The organism is Streptomyces sp. NPDC002446 (genome assembly GCF_053595675.1).
In genome coordinates, this window is the sequence record NZ_JBSFYC010000154.1 from 1 (window position 1) to 3,254 (window position 3,254).

General features: G+C 69.8%; 1 protein-coding gene. It reads left to right on the top strand.

The window, feature by feature from the left end:
- Window positions 1-3,254: SDR family NAD(P)-dependent oxidoreductase (locus ACWD6P_RS36850; RefSeq protein ID WP_451448585.1), on the top strand; the 3,254-nt coding region annotated here is incomplete at both ends.

The following is a 3,254-nucleotide window of genomic DNA, read 5'->3' on the forward strand; positions in this document are numbered from 1 at the left end:
TGATGTGGGGCTGTCGTTGGCGGTGTCGCGGTCGGGTTTTGAGCGGCGTGCGGTGGTGCTGGGGGCCGATCGGGCGGGGCTGCTCGATGCGCTGGGCGCGGTGGGCGCGGGCGGTGAGTCGGCTGGTGTGGTGCAGGGGTCGGTCCGTGAGCTTGGCCGGACGGTGTTTGTCTTCCCTGGTCAGGGTTCGCAGTGGGTGGGCATGGGTGCGGAGTTGTTGTCGGCTTCGCCGGTGTTCGCTGAGTGGATGGGGCGGTGTGGGGAGGCGCTGGCGCCGTTTGTGGACTGGGATCTGTTGGAGGTTGTTTCCGAGGGTCGTGCTTTGGACCGGGTGGATGTGGTTCAGCCGGTGACGTGGGCCGTGATGGTGTCCCTCGCCGAGTTGTGGCGTTCGGTGGGCGTGGTTCCCGATGCGGTGATGGGTCATTCGCAGGGGGAGATCGCTGCTGCTGTGGTGGCGGGTGGTCTGTCGTTGGAGGATGGTGCGCGGGTGGTGGCGCTGCGTTCGCAGGTCATCGGTCGTGAGCTGGCTGGGCGTGGTGGTATGGCGTCCATTGCGCTGCCCGAGGCGGAGGTGCGGGACCGGCTCAAGACGGAGGATGGGCTCGGTGTCGCGGCTGTCAACGGCCCGGTTTCCACGGTGATTTCGGGCGATGCGGCTGCGGTTGAGGCGTTCGTGGCGGCGTGTGAGGCGGACGGTGTCCGGGCGCGTCGTATCCCGGTGGATTACGCCTCGCATTCGGCGCATGTGGAGGCCATTGAGCAGGAGCTGCTCCATGTGCTGGAGCCCGTACGGCCGCAGTCGGGCACCATTCCCTTCTACTCCACGGTGGAAGACGCCTACGTCGATACGGTGAACCTGGGCGCTGCGTACTGGTACCGGAATCTGCGTCGTCAGGTGCAGTTCGAGGCCGGGGTTCGTTCCCTTGCGGCGGAGGGTTTTACGACCTTCGTGGAGTCGAGTGCGCACCCGGTCCTGACCGTGAGCGTCCAGGAGACTCTCGACGACGTAGTCGTGGCGGGCTCCCTGCGCCGTGACGAGGGAACCCTGGAGCGTTTCCTGACCTCGGCTGCTGAGCTCTACGTGACCGGTGTGCCCGTGGACTGGTCGGAGCTCTTCGTCGGCACCGGCGCCCGCCGCGTCGACCTGCCCACCTACGCCTTCCAGCGCGAACGCTACTGGCTGGAAGCCCCCGCTTCGGCCGTCGGTGACATGGCGGCCGCCGGTCTGACGACGGCGAGCCATCCGTTGTTGGGGGCGGCGGTTGAGGTGGCGGGTTCGGATGAGTTGCTGTTTACGGGGCGGTTGTCGCTGAGGTCGCATCCGTGGTTGGCGGATCATGCGGTGGCGGGGACGGTGTTGTTGCCGGGTACGGCGTTTGTGGAGTTGGCGGTGCGGGCCGGTGATGAGGCTGGTTGTGGGGTGGTGGAGGAGCTGACGTTGGAGGCTCCGCTGATCGTTCCGGAGCGGGGCGGGGTCGCCCTCCAGCTCGGCTTGGCCGCCCCCGACGCCTCCGGGCGCCGCGCGCTGAGCGTCTACTCGCGGGCGATCGCGGACGAGCGCGGCCCGTGGGTGCGGCATGCGACCGGCACGCTGGCACCCGCCGAGGCTCCGTCCCCGACTCCGGCCCCGGCCCCGGATCCGGCCCCGGACGCGGCTCCCGACGCGGCGGTCTCCTCAGGCTCACCCACCGACCTGGCCATTTGGCCCCCGACCGGCGCCGAAGCGGTGGCGATCGACGGCTACTACGACCGGCTCGCCGCCCAGGGATACGGATACGGTCCGGCGTTCCACGGGCTGCGGGCGACCTGGCGGCGCGGTGATGAGCTGTTCGCCGAGGTCCAGCTGCCCGCGGAGGTGGCCACGGACGCGGCGGCGTTCGGCTTGCACCCGGCGCTGCTGGACGCCGCACTGCACACCCTGGGCCTGGGGGCGATCCCCGACGCGGGGGAGGGGCGGGCACGTCTGCCGTTCTCCTGGAGCGGGGTGTCACTCCATCTGGCCGGTGCCGCAGCGCTGCGGGTACGGGTCACCCCCCTGAGCGAGGACACCGTTGCGCTGACGGTCGCAGACCCGACGGGCGCGCCGGTTGCGTCGATCGAGTCGCTGGTCACCCGGCCGGTCGCCACGGAGCTGCTCAAGGCGGCGAGTTCGCCCGTACGTGACGCGATGTTCGCGGTGGACTGGATTCAGCTCCCGGCGGCCGGGGCCACGGACGACAACACCCGACGCTGGGCAGTCCTCGGCAGTCACGCGGCTGACGCGATGGACGCGATTGACGCGATGGACGGGGCCGACGCGGTTGATGCGGCTGGCACGGCTGGCACGGCTCGTATGTCTGGCATGTCTGACGTGGCCGGCGCGCTGGAGCGCTCGGGAGTGGCCGTGGCGTCCTACGCCGACCTTGCCGCGCTCGGCGCCGCTCACGAGCAGTCTCCGCACGATGTTCCGGACGTGGTGGTTCTTCCGTGCGCCGCCGGGGTGGTCGCCGATGCCGCGGGGCTCGCCGACGCCACCCACACCGCGCTGCAGCGGATCCTCGGGGCGGTTCACGCATGGCTGGCCGACGAGCGCTTCTCCTCGTCGCGGCTGGTCGTCCTGACCCGAGGTGCGGTCGCGGCCACACCCGACGACACGGAGCTCGACCTTCCCCATGCCGCCGTCTGGGGTTTGTTGCGATCGGCGCAGTCGGAGCATCCGGAGCGGTTTGTGCTGGTGGATGTGGAGGGTGAGGCGTCGTCGTTGGGTGTGCTGCCGGTTGCGGTGGCGTGTGGTGAGCCGCAGGTGGCGGTGCGCGGGGGTGTGCTGCGGGTGCCGCGTGTCGTGCGGGCGCAGGTTCCGGTGCCTGAGTCCCCTGGTTCGTGGGGTGAGGGTGCGGTGCTGGTGACCGGTGCGTCGGGTGTGCTGGCGGGTGTGGTAGTTCGGCACCTGGTGAGCACAGGGCAGGTGCGCCGTGTCGTGCTGGTGTCGCGTCGTCCGGCTGACGAACTGGCAGCTGAAGTACGGGAGTTGGGCGCCGAGGCGGTCGTTGTGGCATGTGACGTGGCGGATCGTGGTGCGTTGGCCGAGGTGTTTGCCGCTCACGAGATCTCGGCGGTGGTGCATGCGGCCGGTGTGTTGGATGACGGTGTGGTGGAGTCGCTGACGCCGGAGCGGGCTGGTGGGGTGCTGCGGCCGAAGGTCGATGGTGCGATGGCGTTGCATGATCTGACTTGTGGGTTGGATCTGAAGGCGTTTGTGTTGTTCTCGTCGG